Origin of the sequence: Psychroserpens sp. (assembly GCF_047633235.1) — a bacterium.
Classification (GTDB): Bacteria; Bacteroidota; Bacteroidia; order Flavobacteriales; family Flavobacteriaceae; genus Psychroserpens.
In genome coordinates, this window is record NZ_JBLIET010000006.1 from 104,388 (window position 1) to 118,741 (window position 14,354).

12 protein-coding genes are annotated in these 14,354 nt (G+C 34.2%); all 12 read right to left on the bottom strand.

What is annotated here, in order from left to right:
• Positions 1–44: 44 nt before the first annotated feature.
• Complete coding sequence (locus tag ACJAZK_RS03405; RefSeq protein WP_415222619.1) at positions 45–2,465, bottom strand: T9SS type B sorting domain-containing protein; 2,421 nt, start codon at positions 2,463–2,465, stop codon at positions 45–47.
• Positions 2,466–2,472: 7 nt separating this feature from the next.
• The gene (locus ACJAZK_RS03410) at positions 2,473–5,910 is read right to left on the bottom strand and encodes a T9SS type B sorting domain-containing protein (protein ID WP_415222620.1); all 3,438 of its coding nucleotides are present in this window, start codon (positions 5,908–5,910) and stop codon (positions 2,473–2,475) included.
• A 130-nt stretch (positions 5,911–6,040) separates the two neighbouring features.
• Entirely contained in the window at positions 6,041–6,865 is an 825-nt protein-coding gene (locus tag ACJAZK_RS03415) for an ABC transporter permease (RefSeq protein WP_415222621.1), read from the bottom strand.
• A 58-nt stretch (positions 6,866–6,923) separates the two neighbouring features.
• Positions 6,924–7,826: an ABC transporter ATP-binding protein gene (locus tag ACJAZK_RS03420; protein ID WP_415222622.1), complete on the bottom strand. Its 903-nt coding sequence runs from the start codon at positions 7,824–7,826 to the stop codon at positions 6,924–6,926.
• Between the two features lie 117 nt (positions 7,827–7,943).
• A complete protein-coding gene (locus tag ACJAZK_RS03425) occupies positions 7,944–8,516 on the bottom strand; it encodes a HupE/UreJ family protein (protein ID WP_415222623.1) in 573 nt (190 codons plus the stop codon).
• A 13-nt stretch (positions 8,517–8,529) separates the two neighbouring features.
• Positions 8,530–9,051 (bottom strand): IS1096 element passenger TnpR family protein, encoded by a 522-nt coding sequence (locus ACJAZK_RS03430; protein ID WP_415222624.1) that lies wholly within the window; start codon positions 9,049–9,051, stop codon positions 8,530–8,532.
• A gap of 46 nt (positions 9,052–9,097) precedes the next feature.
• The gene (locus ACJAZK_RS03435) at positions 9,098–10,123 is read right to left on the bottom strand and encodes a COX15/CtaA family protein (RefSeq protein WP_415222625.1); all 1,026 of its coding nucleotides are present in this window, start codon (positions 10,121–10,123) and stop codon (positions 9,098–9,100) included.
• Between the two features lie 3 nt (positions 10,124–10,126).
• Complete coding sequence (locus ACJAZK_RS03440) at positions 10,127–10,576, bottom strand: GNAT family N-acetyltransferase (protein ID WP_415222626.1); 450 nt, start codon at positions 10,574–10,576, stop codon at positions 10,127–10,129.
• 2 nt (positions 10,577–10,578) lie between these two features.
• Entirely contained in the window at positions 10,579–12,006 is a 1,428-nt protein-coding gene (locus tag ACJAZK_RS03445; RefSeq protein ID WP_415222627.1) for a CCA tRNA nucleotidyltransferase, read from the bottom strand.
• 30 nt (positions 12,007–12,036) lie between these two features.
• The gene (locus tag ACJAZK_RS03450; RefSeq protein WP_415222628.1) at positions 12,037–12,612 is read right to left on the bottom strand and encodes an L-threonylcarbamoyladenylate synthase; all 576 of its coding nucleotides are present in this window, start codon (positions 12,610–12,612) and stop codon (positions 12,037–12,039) included.
• Complete coding sequence (locus tag ACJAZK_RS03455) at positions 12,609–13,784, bottom strand: glycosyltransferase family 4 protein (RefSeq protein ID WP_415222629.1); 1,176 nt, start codon at positions 13,782–13,784, stop codon at positions 12,609–12,611. Before ACJAZK_RS03455 ends, ACJAZK_RS03450 begins: the two co-directional genes overlap by 4 nt.
• Before the next feature lie 97 nt (positions 13,785–13,881).
• On the bottom strand, positions 13,882–14,354 hold a 473-nt coding region (locus ACJAZK_RS03460; protein WP_415222630.1), incomplete at its 5' end, for a glycosyltransferase family 4 protein.

Here is a 14,354-nt window from a genome sequence, read left to right on the forward strand (position 1 = left end):
ATTGATATTTTTAAAAGTACATAAATTATTTTACACTAATACTCTTAACGTTTAAGTGCAAAATGGCCTGTGAATCTTCTACCATCTTGTAACGATATGACGAACCAATAATCACTAGCAGGCATCGTAAAACCATTAAAGGTGCCATCCCATCCAGGACCTAATGGATCAACTTCGGCTATTAATTTACCAAAGCGATCAAAAATTAAAACTTGAGAGTTCGGTTGAAAATCATTAGAAACCCCTCGAACTTGCCATCTGGGATTAAAAGTATCTCCATTTGGTGTAAAAAACTTCGGAAACCCTATAACCGAAACAATCTCGCTAACGGTACCGCAGTCATTTTCTATATCGCGAACATAAACAGTATGGAATCCAAAACTTACATTTTGAAAAATATTACTTTCTTGATAAGGACCTTCTGGATTATCCAATGCATAGTCATAAACACCTTCTCCAGTTACAAATACTGAAATGGTGTTATTTGAAGTCGCATCTGTGACTTGTATTTCTGTGACTGTTGCGATGTCTGATGCGAATACATTAATCGTTCTGTCCTTAAAACAACCCTGTGTTGAAGTGACTCTCACAGTATAAGTTCCTGGCTCATTAACTTCGATTTCAAATTCATCTTCACCTGTAGACCAATCGTAATAGTAATTGTTAGGCGTATCATCAATTAATCCTCCTGTCAATATTATAGTTTGTGGGAATGTATTTAAACAATAATATAGATCTTCTTGAATGACGATATTAGGCAATTTAAAAACAGTGAGTTCTATATTACTTATACCAAAGCAAGCATTCATGTTTTCTATACGAGCATAAATGGTTTGTTGATAAGGTACGGTATTGGTAAAGTTGTTTTCTAATGGATTATCTTCAATTAAAGCACCTTCATAGCTGTCATAAAAAGTAACCTCTAGACCTGGAGAAATGCCGAAGAGAATATCATTTAGTGTGTCGTTTAAGTTGAAATTATAGAATCCATCTTCAGTACCATCATCATCACAAACTTCAATTGTGGTACTATTTGAAGATGTAGAAATGGCTTGAAGTGTGATCTCAGCAATATTAGAGCAATCTGTAATCGTATTTGTAACGAGTGCGTAAATAATATGCGGATTAAAATAATTCTCAAAAGCATCGGCATTGAGTTCATCTTCGTTATTTTCTAAATCGGCAAGCGATACGTAGAATTGGACTGTCCTATTTGAAGCACCATCAGTGATATCGTCAAAGATCTGGTTGAGGTCAAAAGTTGTAAATCCTTCTGGTATGCCATCTTCATCACATTGTATTATTGTGGTGTCAAAAGCATCTGGAGGAGGGATTATAATTAAATTTATAGCTACGTATCCAAAACATTGCGTCGTAATTTCTTCTACTCGAGCGAAGACTTCTTGTATCTCAGGAGCTGTGTTTTGAAAATTTGATGGAATAGGGTTAGAGTTAGTTGCGGCATTATCCTCAGTTACATGAAATGAAAATGTATATTCATCAGGATTTAATCCGTTTAATATTTCTGGAATTTTTAGTGCTAAGTTAAATTCTGAGATACCACTAGGTAAATTAGCATTATCGCAAAGCTCAAAATCAGAAGGGGTTACGATACCTATTTCAGTGACATTTAAATTTATTCTAGAAGTAATAAAACACAAAGAAATGGTGTTTAGAATTCTTGCATAGATGGCTTGCGAGTTACTGGTATTCGTGTATGGGCTTGCTAAGGGATTGAGACCTAAAACAGCATTTTCTTCTGAGTCATGATAAGAAACCACAATATTAGTTTGATTTCCAGCAAGCGCTAATGTATTAATTTCTAAATCAAATTGTGTGATCCCATCTCCAAAGGGAGCTATGGTGTCACATGCGTTTAAATTGATGACATCATCAAATGACAATTGATTTTCTGGCGGATTTGGAAACTGCGAAGAACCAGTCCATTCTAGACTAAACGGACTATTTCCAACTGGTCTATCAATAAGTAGATAATACGTTTCACCATTTAGTACTTCAATTTCGTTTACAAAACTATCTCCATCTACTCCAGGACCCTCAGATACGTCAGTTTCAGTCGTATTCATGCCAGTAAGATTATTACCTTGGTTAGCGGCTTGTGGGTTTGTTGTTGAGCAACGAATAGCAGCACCTAAATTAGAGCAGGAGTCTGTTGGACCAAATAGAGAAAAGTCATAATCTTCCGTTATTGCAGTACTATTTGGAGTCAAAATGAAACCAAAATTACCAGCTTGTTCAAACGTTAATCTAAACCAAATGGTGTTATTTTCAACCATTCCGCAGGCATTAGAAAAAGATTCTTGAATCCCCACACCAGCAACATCTAAATCAATATTAGAATTTCCGCAAATTTGAATTGCATTTATACAATCGTTAGGAGTTTGAGAAAAAACTGTAGTTGAAAAAAATAAAAATAAAAGTAAAATTGAAAATAGTTTGTTCATGATGGGTTCATCGTTTTAATGCAAAATGGCTTTTAAAAGTACGACCATCCTCTAAGGATACAACAAACCAATAGTCACTTGCAGGCATATTGAAACCATTAAATGTACCATCCCATCCGGGACCGAGTGGGTCAATCTCAGCTAATAATTTTCCATAACGATCAAAAATTAGAACTTGGGAGTTAGGTTGAAAATTGCTAGAAATCCCTTTGACTTGCCAAGTAGGATTAAAAGTATCTCCATTTGGTGTAAAAAACTTAGGAAACCCTATTACTGAAATAATCTCGTTAACGGTTCCGCAATCATTTTCTATATCGCGAACAAAAACAGTATGAAATCCAAAACTTACATTCTCAAAAATATTACTTTCTTGGTAAGGACCTGCAGGGTTATCCAATGCATAGTCATAAACACCTTCACCAGTTACAAAGACTGAAATGGTGTTATTTGAGGTCGCGTCTGTCACTTGTATTTCTGCGAATGTTGCTATATCTGATGCCAATACATTAATCGTTCTATCTTTAAAACAACCCTCTGTAGAGGTCACTCTCACTGTGTAAGTTCCAGGCTCATTGACTTCAATTTCAAATTCATCTTCACCAGTTGACCAATCGTAATAGTAATTATTAGGCGTATCATCAATTAACCCTCCTGTCAATATTATGGTTTGTGGGAATGTATTTAAACAATAATATAGATCTTCTTGGATGATGATATTAGGCAATTCAAAAACAGTGAGTTCTATATTACTTATTCCAAAGCAAGCATTCATGTTTTCAACGCGAGCATAGATAGTTTGGTTGTAAGCTATTGTATTTGTGAAATTGTTACCCAAAGGATTATCTTCTAATAACGCATCCTGATAGGTGTCATAGAACGTTACCTCTAAATCTGAAGAAATTCCGAAAAGAATAGCGTCTAAAGCATTGGTGAGATTAAAATTATAGAACCCATCTTCAGTACCATCATCATCACAAACTTCAATTGTGGTACTATATGAAGATGTAGAACTCGCCTGCAAGCTAAGCTCAGCAATGTTAGTACAACCCGTATCTGTATTAGTCACTAAGGCATAAATAATATGCGGATTAAAATAATTCTCAAAAGCATCTGCATTGAGTTCATCTTCGTTATTTTCTAAATCTGTTAGCGACACATAAAACTGAATCGTTCTATTAGCACCACCACCAGTAATATCATCAAATACTTGATTGAGATCAAAGGTTGTGAAGCCTTCTGGAATCCCATCTTCATCACATTGTATTAATGTGGTGTCAATAGCGTCGGGAGCATCGTTTATAGTCAGAATAAATGAACCTGTAGAGAAACAATCTGTATTTGCATTATTCTCTATTCTCACAAATATTTCTTCTGTATAAGCTGTTGTATTTGTATAAGAATTTAGAAAAATATTGGTGTTATCATCTGCATCTTGCTGCGATGGATGAAATGTTATCGCGTATAACAAGGGGTCTTGTGTAAATAGAATTCCTGCATTGAGTTCATCTAAAGTTAAGGTCGTAAAACCGTCCATATTATTCCCATTAAAATCGGTATCACAAACTGTTATGTCATCAAGGGCACTTATTACTGGTGTAATAGAAACTGTCAGTGTAAAAGATGTCGTTGCGTAACAATTAGCGTTATCATTATTATCTACACGAGCGTAAATGGTTTGCAGATTCTCAGTCGTTGTAAAATCACCAATAATTTCATTGGTATTATTATCTGCATCTTCCTGTGAAGTAAAATAATGAACAGCATATTGCAAGGGATCTTGTGAATCTAAAATATCTGTATCTTGGGTGGTAAGATCAAAAACTGAAACTACGGTAGCATCACAATTGACCATGTCTTGAGGTTGTGTTGCAGTTGGGATATCAAATATACCTACAAAAGCTTCACCCTCTATAGGACATTCCCCATTATTGGGCTCTATAAAGACCTCATAAAATCCTGGACCACTAATATCTAATTCAAAGGTGGTTTCGGTTAATTCTAAACCGTCTTTTGTCCATGTATAATCACCTCCAGCAACTTCTTCAGCAGTTAGAGTATAACTGTCACCTTCACATAATTTAAGTTCTGTTGTGCTAATCCCATTTTGGATGATATCAATTTGCGAATTGAATAAAGACTGTATAAAAGGTGGTAAACCTATTTGACTTAAATGTGTAAAGTTATCATCCACATCTAACAAGATGCCCTGACTATCATAAATAACTTCATTTGCTGCAGCTTCTGGGTTTTCGATGATACCAATGTACTTAGAAGTTTCAGCATTACTAAAACTAAATTGTGCTCTATAAATACGTTTATCTAATCCTAGTTGTAAAGCTCCAGCAGTAGGAGTAGGAGAACTATTAATTGGCATTTTAGAACCAGGAATATCTGCACTTTCGAGGTCCCATTGATGTATACTGCTAGCTCCATTACCTGCAATACCTTCATTAACGCTAGCATAAACTTTTCTGTTTTCCGACGAAAACTCAACTCCATAAGGACTATCGTCTTCAGTAGGGCTATATAATTCAACAGAATTTGAAACAACACCAGTATCATTATCAAAATCTAATAAATAGACACCACCTGCAGCATTGCCGCCTTCTACTGTAGCAAAACCAAAATGAGCCACTGCTAATTTTGATCCATCTGGCGATGCTTTAAGATATCCTAAAGCATTTCTACGATATCCAGAAATTGGGACTTCTGGTCCAACAGTAGACACTACTGGAGTTGTGTCTACTCCTGCGGTATCTACTTTAAAGGCATAAAATTTATCTACAAAATGTGTAATTACCCAAAACGAAGAGCAGTCATCAGCCTTTACTGCAGTGATTTTTTCTGAACATTTGTAGGCTTCTTCGAGAGGATTTGTGATGTCATAAGTTATGAGCGGAATGTTTTTTTCTGTATCAACTGCATCTCCCAAACCACCATCCAAAGTAATATCGACTAATGAGTAAGCAAAACCATTATTAAAACCATCATCCGCTTCAGGTGCAGTAGTTCCTCCTTGATATGTTCCTGTATATTGATTAGGAAAAGCACCTGCATTTAATTGATGAGGTTCATCAACAGTAAAAATATAGTATTGCGTTGGGTCTTGTGGTTTTGGTACAATCAATCCTGACGAGGTGCTTGATGGGTCACCTAAAAGTCCTGTACCACCAAAGTAGTCACCATTCGCCATGATGTCGTGGTTTTGGTTCCATACCGTTCTTCCGTCAGTATAAAATAAAAGTTCGCCGGTAGTATCAGATATTGAAGTACAGCCTTCAAGTGTATCTATTTGTCCGTCGGTGATTGCAGTAACCGTCCCGTTACCTGCATTAAATCGCAATCCAGCATTTTGCCCAAAATACCAGTAGGAGGCTTCTTGTTGTGCAAAGGTATAGGCAATGCAGAGGAGTGCTACTAATAATATGAGGGATTTTTTTTTCATGCAATCGTCGCAATTAACTTAGAAAGTCTATTGATAGAACAGTTAACTACGTAAAATTCCTACTTTTTCTTCGGACATTTTAATCAATCAAGACAGTTTCTTTTTCAAAAATACTAACCCTCTAAAGGTATTACAAATCTCGCTTCTTTAATAATCTATACGATAAAAAGATAAATAAAGCAGTCCAAGCCATAACGATGGCTATTTCATACCAATGTACTCCAAAGTCATATAAAAAATCTTGACCGTTTGGTGCTTTTGAGATGGCGATACGTTGAAACGGTTGGTCAATAAGTTTATACATGGATTTTAATGGAAAGAAATTCTGAATTTTAGTTGCAGTACTTTCGTCAATTTTCCATGCTAATATCCCGTAGATAATCCACTCTAAAATGAACAATACGAATAAGAATGCCAATGCGAAAGCCGACCGTTTTACTAACATACCTAAGAATAAGCATAAACTGAAAAAGCCGACTAGTTTTATGAAATAGGCGAAAAGAAATTCTGTGTCTCTAAAAATAAGATGTACTTCGTCAATGCTCGAGTAAAATAAGCCGACTAATAAACAGATGATAAACACTAACAGCGTTGCCAATGCAGAAAAGAAAATAATGGTATAAAATTTAGAGAGTATGAATTCTTTTTTGCTCAAGCCGTCAATTAAATTTTGCTTAATGGTTTTGTTGCTGTATTCGTTACCAACCATACTTACAACGACAATGGCAAAGAAGAGTTTAAATTGTGATGCAAAAAAGGTTACAATATGCCATACAATAGGGAAATTAAAAACGCCATAATGTCCTACTTCTAGAGTGAAATAATTAAATACATTAAATCGTATAGAGGATAGTAGAATAATAAAAAACGGCAGTACAAACGATATAAAAATGAGAACCTTACTAGCTCTATTAAGCAGTAATTTTTGAAGTTCTAGTTGCAGTAATCTTAACATGGTGGTTGATTTTTTTATTCTGAAGTAAAAAATATTCAGAACGCTTTATGGTTGACGATTATAATTCTGTGTGGTCTGTTAATTGCAAGAATTGTTCTTCTAAGCTTTCTTTGCGTTTAACAAGGTGAGAAAGGATAATGCCCTTTTCAAACATGAGCGTGTTAAATTCTGGAGCATCCATAGGAATATTTAAAAACGCAGTGATTAGCTGGTCTTCAACTTTTATATTTCCGAAGGATGTATGATTTTCTAATAATTTGATAAGCTCATCATGCTTTTTTGCTTTAAGTTCAAAGAAGCCATGACTCGATATCATCTCGTCCACACGACCAGAATATAACTTCTCACCTTTTCTTAATACAACAACATGAGAACACACTTTTTCAACTTCATCGAGCAGGTGTGAAGCCAATAGTATGGTTGTGCCTTTGCTTGCTATATCTTTAATGATTTTACGAATTTGATGAATCCCTTGAGGATCAAGACCATTTGTAGGTTCATCAAGAATTAAGATCTCTGGCTCATTTAGCAACGCCGAAGCAATTGCCAAACGCTGTTTCATACCTAACGAGTAGGTGCTAAACTTATGGTCTTTTCTGTCTAAAAGTCCTACAACCTCTAGCTTTTCTATTATTTTACTTCTATCAACACCTTTTATCCTACAAACTAACCTTAAGTTTTGCTCAGCTGTCATGTAAGGATAAAAGTTTGGTCGTTCAATAATGGCACCTACTTTTTTAAGCGCATCATGAGTTGTGGTATTACCATCAAACCAATGGAAACTCCCTTCGGTTTTATTGACAACGTTTAAAACGATTCCTAGAGTTGTTGATTTTCCACTTCCATTTGGTCCTAGAATTCCGTATACATTGCCTTTATTAATGGTAAATGATAAATCTTTGACAGCAGTGAGGTAGCCAAATTTTTTGGTGAGATTAGTAATGGTTAAAATTGGTTCCAAAATTTGATTGATTTTTCTACGGAAAAGTTTTCAGCAGTGGTTGATTATATCAATACGACGAGCATATGCAGGAATTGTTACAGAAAAAATAAGCAACCTTTAAATTAGATGTCACAATTAAAGCGTCATCATAACCACTAAAACAAAAATAATCGTATTAATTACCAATCTTACCCATCTCATTTTAGATTTCAAAAGCAGTTGAAATACAGATAATACAATCAATAAACCAGTCACAATTAGTAATTGTGCTAATTCGATCCCAACATTAAAACCTAAAAGGGGTAATACAATAGACTCACCGTCAAACAGCATCATTTTGATATAGTTTGAAAATCCTAAACCATGGATTAATCCAAAGATTAACAAAATGATATAAGTAACGACTAATTGTTGTTTAGACTGCTTGTCTTTCAGCAGTATATAAAAATTATTAATACAACTCAGTAGAATGGTAATAGGAATGAGGAGTTCTATTGTATCTGCATTAATGGTCATCAATTCTAATCCAGAAAGAAATAAAGTGATGCAATGACCAAAGGTAAACGCAGTAATTAAACCTATAATTTTCTTCCAGTCTTTAAATGAGAAAAGAATACAAAATGAAAGTATGAAATAGAAATGGTCAAGGCCATCAAGGTCTAAAATATGAATGATGCCCTCTTTTAAGTAAAACCAAAAATCAGTCATAGATTAGAAATACTTAATTCCAATTCTCATCAAAATCGAGATCGCTATAATCGTCGACATCTAGCTCGTCGTCATTAAATTCGTTTAAATCGTCATCAAAATTTTCGGCTTCAAAAGTTTTTTCTGGAGCTGAGTCTGGTATTTGGCCATGAACAAACATGAGATTAGGATAGTCTGTGCCTTCTGTTTCTTCAACAATTTCAGCAAGTTCGACGAGAAACGTCCACATGCTTAGAAAGTCATACACATAAATAAGTTTGGTTTGTGATTGGTCAAGAACAGTATTGAGGATCGTTTCGCTCATCGTTCTCGTGTCATTATGACCTTCACTAACATCATACATCGAGATTTCCTCACCTTGTTCCCAATCTTCATTGCTTATATAAAAAGAGGCCATTTCTAATCCTTCAAAACCAAAAGATTGTGTAATAGCATTATGTAAATCTTCTAAAGAGTCGGTTTCCCGAATTTCAATATCTCTAAAAATATCGTCTTCTGTATCGTTGTCAAGTATGGCTCTAAATCTGTAAATCATGTTCATTAATTAGATTACAAAGGTACTGTTAATGTACAAATAAGTTTTATGTTAGAAGCGCTTTTTTACGCTTGCTTTCTAAATAAATATAAAACTGTATTCCAAACATTATCAGCGCAATAACTAAATGTAAAGGTTGTGATAAAAACGGGAAATCAAAGTAGAACATGGCAATTCCTGAAATGATTTCAGCAAGGATACACAACATCAAAAGATAGGTCTTCACGTAGCCTAAATTTAATTTTTTACTTCTAAAAAAGAGCCAGCCATTGATCACAAGGATTACAACAGAAAAACTACGATGCACATAAAATTGCAAGGTTGGATTCTCCATCCATAGGGATTTTATATAACCAATATCTTTAACACGTTCGTCGATATGCTGTCTCACTTGAGTACCTAACACGATTTGAACTAACGATAAGGTAAGAGCTACTAAGATTACATTTCTAAAGGCCATATCAAATACCTGATTTCTATAGGTGAGTTTTGATGCGTAAATCAAGTATAAAATAATGGCAACAATAACCATTGCCATGACCATGTGAATAGTTATTTTAAAAGGCGCTAAATTAGAATCAACAACTGTTTTTCCCAACCACGCTTGAAATGCCATTCCAAAAACTGTGGCGATTGATAAGATGGTCAACCATTTGTTTTTTCGCCATAACCAAAATGATAAAATAGTAAATATTAAAATCGGAATTCCAGATAATGCACCTAGCAATCTGTTGATATATTCAACCCAAGTATGTGTGGCATTAAATTGGGCGTAATCGTGTGCTGTGTAAGATTCCCAATTATTTAGATTTAGAATTTCCGAAGAATTGAAATGCTCAGTAGCCACTAACAAGGCCTCATCTTTAATGATGATTATACCTTTATCGTAAGCGTGATTGGGTTTGAATTGTAATTCTGAAATTTCTGTTGGCGGAATATAATAGCCAAAACATTTTGGCCAGTCTGGACAACCCATTCCAGAACCTGTCATGCGAACAACTGCTCCAGCAATGATTACTAAGTAAACCAGAACTAATGCTATTTTTGCGGATTTTATAAACGGTTTTTGCATACTTTAAATTATCTTTTTAAAACATAAACTATTTTCCATATCTACATATTGACCATAGTTTGTAATACTCTTATAGTTATTCTTTTTATAAAAAGCAACTGCTTCCTTTTGACGAATACCTGTTTCGAGAACACAAGCCTTATAGTTTAATTCTGAAGCCCAAAGTTCTAATGCTTTTAAAATTTCCGAAGCTATTCCGTTGCCTCTCATTTCAGACTTGGTAAACATGCGCTTTATTTCAACATTTAAGCTCTCAAATTCTTTAAAAGCACCACAACCTGCTGGTACGTCATTGACATAGGCAACGAGGACATTATTTGAAATATCAATACCGTTAAATTGGTTGTAGAAGTCGTGTTCGTCGCCATCTGTTATTTTTAGATACGCATCTAATTCTTTAACCAACTTGTTAAAATCTCTATTTTTTGAATCTGTTCGTATGATTTTAATCATAATTATACGTTTACTTTTAATCCTAAGCGTTTTCCCTCCTTCAGCATCAATTCATAAGCAGCATCATATTCATTTGGAATATCGCCTTCCAAAATTGCTTCTTTAATCAATTCTTTAATTTGTCCAATCTCTCGAGATGGTTTCAAACTAAAAGTGGTCATAATTTCCTCTCCAGAAATTGGTGGTTGAAAATTACGAACATGATCTCTAGCTTCAACTTCATCAATTTTTTGACGCACTATTTTAAAATTGTTATGATACTTATTAAATTTCTTAGAATTTTTAGTCGTGATATCTGCTTCACACAATACCATCAAATCTTCCACAAAATCTCCGGCATCAAAAACCAAACGTCGCACGGCAGAATCTGTCACCAAATCTTGAGCTAAAACAATTGGTCGAGAACTCATAAATACCATTTTTTGGACGAATTTCATTTTATCATTCAAAGGCATTTTTAGTCGCTTAAATAAATGATAAACCATTTTTGCGCCTTCAAATTCGTGTGCATGAAATGTCCAACCTACTTTTTTACTAAATTTTTTGGTTGGTGCTTTTCCAATATCATGTAATAAAGCCGCCCAACGTAACCAGAGGTTATCTGTGTTTTTAGAAATATTATCTACGACCTCTAAGGTGTGATAAAAATTATCTTTATGGGTTTGACCTTCAACTTCATCAATGCCTTTTAGAGCAGTGAGCTCAGGTAAAATGTGTTTTAAAAGCCCTGTTTTTTCTAAATGTAAAAAGCCTATTGACGGTTTGTCACTTTCTAGAATCTTGTTGAGTTCTACAACAATACGCTCGTTAGTGATAATCTTTATGCGTTCGCTATTTCTAGAAATCGCTTCTAAAGAGTCATCTTCAATGGTGAAATGAAGTTGTGTTGCAAAACGTATGGCGCGCATCATTCTTAATGGATCGTCACTATAGGTGATATCTGGATCTAAAGGTGTGCGTATTATTTTAGTTTCTAAATCTTTTATACCATTGAATGGGTCTAACAAATTTCCGAAGGAATTCTCATCAAGATGTAAAGCCATGGCATTGATCGTAAAATCTCTACGGTTTTGATCGTCTTGTAAGGTTCCGTTTTCTACAACAGGATTTCTACTGCTTTCACTATAGGATTCTTTACGAGCACCAACAAACTCAATGTCCATGTCCTGATACACTAACATTGCAGTTCCATAAGTTTTAAATACTTGAACTTTTGGACGATTTGGTAAACTTTTTGCCACTTGTTTGGCGAGTGCTATTCCACTGCCAATCGCAACAATATCAATATCTTTGTGTTCTCCACGATTTAAAATATAATCACGAACAAAACCACCAATAACATAACTATCAAGCCCTATTTCTTTTGCGGATTTAGAGATGATTTTGAATAGATCGTTCTGTAAGGCTTCTTTATAATTTGTCTTAGACATTTGTATTCATGTATTCGTGGTAACGAGATATTACTCTCGTATAATCTTCACCATACCAACATTACTTAATTTAATAATTGTAGATAGTTGTGACTGACTTTTTTCGTTTTGCAAATTTACGACATAGTCCACACCTTTTAAAATCTCCTCACTTATTTCTTTGAATGATTTAGGAGTGGGTTGACCACTAATATTGGCTGATGTAGACACCAATGGTTTTTTTAAGTATCTGATTAACTTTTCGCAGAATTTATTCTTAATCACTCGAATAGCTAAAGAATTATCGTCTGCTATTAAATTCTCTGCGACTCCTGCAGGATGGTCATAAATAATGGTTGTTGGTTTTACAGCTATATCTAGAATTGTATAGGCCATAGAAGGGACGTTATCTACGTGTCTCTCTAGCATAGAATAATTATTAACCAAACAAATTAATGCTTTAGAATCTTTGCGTTTTTTGAGTTTATAAATTCGCTTTACGGCTTCGTAGTTTGTAGCATCACAACCAATACCCCAAACCGTATCTGTAGGGTAAAGTATAATACCTCCATTTTTTACTACGGTTAGTGCCTTGTCTAGTTCTATTTGAAATTCTTCAGGTGTCATTTATTTTTTAATATGTTTTCATAATACGCAATTGATTTTTGTACCATGATATCTTTAGTGAACAAATTTAGAACATGCTGACGAGCATTAATAGCAATACGTTTTTTTTCTTCGGAATTATTAAAAATGATATCTATATAATCGAAGTACTCTGATTCGTTTTTAGAAATCCAACCATTCTCACCGTGAGTTATGATTTCATTAAATGAAGGAATGTCTGAGGCGATCACAGGTTTTTGTAATGCCATAGCTTCTTCAATGGCTAAACTGAAATTTTCATTTAAAGAAGGGAATATACAAACTGTAGCCTGAGATAAGATATCTGGTAGCTCGTTCATTTGTTTAACTCCATAATACGTCATATTTTTTAATGCATTTTTAGAGAGAACATCATTTTTTAAATAGTCTAAAAAATCAGTTCCTCTTCCAATTAAATGCAAAGTTGCCTTAGGGTGATTTTTAATTACAGTATTAAAAACGTTACATAAAATATCAACACCTTTAGCTTTAGAAAGTGTTCCAAAATAGAATATAGATTGTCCTATTTCTTTGACTTTAGAGTTTGGAGAAAACAAATGAGCATCAATGCCATTATGTATCACCATTTCAATGTCAACATTGTATATGTTTTTAACTACATCTGCAGAAAACTGAGATACAGCAACGGTATGTTTTGTGTTTTCAAGAGCCAGTTGCTCCATATAAATTTTATGTTCTTCCTTTTTTGCGCCCAAATAATGATGCCAAAACCCTCTTGAACCGTGAAAGCGAATAACTAATGGTGTAGAATGATCCCAATATGCGGTAAAGCCGTTAAATACAAAAGATTCTATAATATCAATATTGTTTTTTGCGCAATAGTGTTTGAGTTGCTTTGCTAAATAAAGACGTTCTTTTTTAAGAAAATAACGCTCAGTATTTTTGATATTTAGCGTGCGACTTAATGATCTTAAAAAATCTGAAATTGGAAATTGTTTTGAATATTTTTTAAAAAAACTAAACGCAATATTTTGATCTTTAAAATAAATAGTTCTCTTAGAAAACCCATATACATGAACCTCGTGACCTAATATGGTCATTGTCTCTGCCATGGTTTTTAAAAATGATCCCACACCACCACTTGAAGGTAGTTTTGGATGCGCATATTCATTTGTAAAAAAGACTATTTTCATGTGTTATATCTCTGTTTTTTTTATGGATACATGCGGTTCGCTATTAATAATCTCCTTAGGTGATGAAGTTTTTAGCATGCTCGTTTCATTCGTTTGCTTAACGCTTATAATTTGTTGCGACCTCTTTTAAAGCTTCATAAAATTTTCCTGAAATCACTTTCTTTGTGAAATTATCTTTTAAATGCTGATAGCCATTTTCAACGAGTTCTTTTTGAAGACTCTCGTCGTTAATTAGTAATTCAACTTTATCTGCAAAATCTATTGGATTGCCTACTTCGGCTAATAATCCCGTTTTTTTATCTACGATTACTTCTGGTATTCCTCCAGCATTGGCAGCAACAATGGGTACCTTACAGGCATAAGACTCTAGTAAAACTCCGCCTGTTGGTTCGTTGTTAGAGGTAAACATAAATAGATTAAATTCTGGAAGTAACTCAGGGATATCTTTTCTAAAACCAGCAAAGATGATGTGTTCATTTAAATTTTTATTTGATACGTATTGCTTGATCTCATCTTCTAATTCACCAATACCAACTAAAATATATTTCGCTTTTACCGTTTTACGTTTCA

Bases quoted from the DNA above. Each gene is read 5' to 3' on its own strand.
- ACJAZK_RS03405 (WP_415222619.1), bottom strand. From the start codon at position 2,465: ATGAACAAACTATTTTCAATTTTACTTTTATTTTTATTTTTTTCAACT.
- ACJAZK_RS03410 (WP_415222620.1), bottom strand. From the start codon at position 5,910: ATGAAAAAAAAATCCCTCATATTATTAGTAGCACTCCTCTGCATTGCC.
- ACJAZK_RS03415 (WP_415222621.1), bottom strand. From the start codon at position 6,865: ATGTTAAGATTACTGCAACTAGAACTTCAAAAATTACTGCTTAATAGA.
- ACJAZK_RS03425 (WP_415222623.1), bottom strand. From the start codon at position 8,516: ATGACTGATTTTTGGTTTTACTTAAAAGAGGGCATCATTCATATTTTA.
- ACJAZK_RS03430 (WP_415222624.1), bottom strand. From the start codon at position 9,051: ATGATTTACAGATTTAGAGCCATACTTGACAACGATACAGAAGACGAT.
- ACJAZK_RS03435 (WP_415222625.1), bottom strand. From the start codon at position 10,123: ATGCAAAAACCGTTTATAAAATCCGCAAAAATAGCATTAGTTCTGGTT.
- ACJAZK_RS03440 (WP_415222626.1), bottom strand. From the start codon at position 10,576: ATGATTAAAATCATACGAACAGATTCAAAAAATAGAGATTTTAACAAG.
- ACJAZK_RS03445 (WP_415222627.1), bottom strand. From the start codon at position 12,006: ATGTCTAAGACAAATTATAAAGAAGCCTTACAGAACGATCTATTCAAA.
- ACJAZK_RS03450 (WP_415222628.1), bottom strand. From the start codon at position 12,612: ATGACACCTGAAGAATTTCAAATAGAACTAGACAAGGCACTAACCGTA.
- ACJAZK_RS03455 (WP_415222629.1), bottom strand. From the start codon at position 13,784: ATGAAAATAGTCTTTTTTACAAATGAATATGCGCATCCAAAACTACCT.